Origin of the sequence: Microcoleus sp. BM001215392 (assembly GCF_036700185.1) — a bacterium.
GTDB lineage: Bacteria > Cyanobacteriota > Cyanobacteriia > Cyanobacteriales > Microcoleaceae > Microcoleus.
In genome coordinates this window covers 1-2,232 of sequence record NZ_JAUBOJ010000215.1, presented here as the reverse complement: position 1 = coordinate 2,232, position 2,232 = coordinate 1, and the positions used below count along the sequence as shown (strand labels likewise).

Annotated in this window: 2 protein-coding genes; both read left to right on the top strand. The window is 43.8% G+C overall.

Annotated features, from left to right (window positions below):
- Positions 1 to 414 precede the first annotated feature (414 nt).
- Complete coding sequence (locus QT974_RS21125) at positions 415 to 600, top strand: hypothetical protein (protein ID WP_333470381.1); 186 nt, start codon at positions 415 to 417, stop codon at positions 598 to 600.
- Positions 584 to 2,155, top strand: coding sequence for a hypothetical protein (locus QT974_RS21120; RefSeq protein WP_333470380.1), 1,572 nt, complete (start codon positions 584 to 586; stop codon positions 2,153 to 2,155). The genes QT974_RS21125 and QT974_RS21120 overlap by 17 nt, the downstream gene beginning before the upstream one ends.
- Positions 2,156 to 2,232: the final 77 nt, after the last annotated feature.

The window sequence follows — 2,232 nt, the reverse complement described above, 5'->3', positions numbered from 1 at the left end:
TGCGTCCATCCGCGTCCATCCGCCAACATCTGCGGTTCAAAATTAAAAGCTAAAATTCCGCATAAAAACCTCAAATTCCGCAAAAAATCCCTTGTTTTCCCGCCTGAAAAAATGTAAAATCCTCTAAACATGGGTTATGAAGAATGACTAAAAAACGCCATTAAACGTATCTAAATCGGATCGCTCTTTCTTATCCTGTCGCCGCGATGACGAAGCAACCACAATCCTCCCAGCGAATCTAGAATTGTTAGACGATGATTTTGCCGAATTTTTACGAGAATTTGCTACTAAAATTTTAGCAGGCTTGGATGCAGATTAAGCAGACAGTAACTAGAGACACAAATAGCAGAATCAGCCAATGATGAATTATTCCCGATTGCTACGACTATCAGCAAGTGGTGTGCGCATCATGGATTGGGAGATTTATTAAGAGAACAAGCGCGGCAAGATATCGACGATGCCGGCAAACCCACCGCAACCACACAGCAGATGTTAACCAATACTACTCAAACTCTGCGTCAAGATATTGAAGAAACTTATAAAAAACTTCAACAACTAGATGCACAGAAATCAGATAAAGGCAATGACTCAAAATACTAAAATCTATGCCCCCAACGTCTATCTATTTGCCTACCACCTCTGCAAACCCCCAGAAATAGAGTCGAGTTCTCCTGTAGAATCAACCAAAGTGTGGGAAAAGTGCAACGAGATATTGCAAACTAAATTAGCAGTCGGTAAAGCATTCAACGGCAGCTATTTACAAAAAAAAGATGAACCTCTCGGATGGCGAGTTGAACTAATTAACAAACAAGTTGTCGGCGGGCGAAATTCTCTCGCTTTTGCTAAGGATATTTCCCTTGACAACCAGCAAATTGGCCTCCAAGGTTTCGCCCAACCGCTGCGGATTGATGACAGCTATGCTTTGGGTTTACAAATTCGCGTACCGCAACAAGTTAACAACAAAAAAACGCCCGCTGTCGATGTTTGCATCTTCAAAGAATTTAATCCCGATAACTGTTTGCTGCCGGATTTTGTGCAGAGTTATTTCGGTCAAACTCTGCTGATTACGGCTGGGCTGAGTGTGGAACAAAATCAGGCGGCGCGGGAAGATTCACAGTTTCTCAAAGGTTTAGCCCAACAGTGTCTGGAAAACTTGATTTCCGATGACAATCTCCCGAAGTTTGTTCGTCAAGGCGAGTTATTCGGCAGTCCAATTTTGGAGTACGGCGATCTCAATCAGCCGGATAGTTACTGTCACGTGATTATCTGGTTTTTCAACAGCCAGACAACTGATGAAATCTGGGATGAGACGCGGTACAGCGATTTTATGGATTTGTTTTTGTACCGAAATAAGATTCTTCGGGCTTATGGCGATTGCCGCAAGCTTTATGCGGTGATTCGCGAGGAATACAAGCAAATTGAACTCGATATTGACCAAACTTTTAAGTATTTGCAGCGGGATAAGGCGAAGCTGCGACAATCGAAAGGTGCGGGTTTAAATGAGAAAGAATTGGAATATCTGGAAACTCAGATGATTGAGATGCCGCCGCGGGCTGTGAAGTATGCCCGGTTGTTGATTGATTTGCAGTTTCGGGAAAATACGATCGCAATTAACGCCCAAAATTACCAAAATAAATTAAATGAAATAAGTCTTGACATCAAATCCAGTAAAAAGTATAATGATAGGGATACAGATTTAAGTTTCCTCGCAGCATTCGGGACGCAAAACTGCCCGCAGTTTCAAAGGCAGATTCAAGCAGATTTAGGTTATTTCAAACACGGTTCCGGCTTGCTAGACAAGGCAATGGAAGCAATTCGAGGTGTTGTGGCGATCGAAGAAGCTTATCGGGATGCAAAATTAGAAGTCACGATTCAAGCTGTGGGCTTTGGTTTGGGAGTCGCCGGAGTAGTGGCTGGGAGTTCTCCTTATTTAATCAAACAAGACCCGCCGAATCAGGTGATTGCTTTGCCTTTGGTGAAGGTGGGAATTAATTCTTTTGGGTTGGTATTGTTGATTAGTATCGGCGCGGGAGTTGTAGTTTGGGGTTTGGTGATGTTGGGCGCAAATTCCCAGAATCTATTAGGTAAGATAAGACGGCGGTTGAAACCGCGTCTACACAAACAATGTCCGCCGGACGCCGACGGTCGAAAATGACATAATTTGAGATGTCCGGCCTTCTTCAACCCACGGAGGTGGGTTTTGTCTGTGTCGCCGCGATTTCAATCGCCGGG

What these genes read in the sequence shown, in the direction of transcription:
- QT974_RS21120 (WP_333470380.1), top strand. Translation starts at nt 584, where the DNA reads ATGACTCAAAATACTAAAATCTATGCCCCCAACGTCTATCTATTTGCC.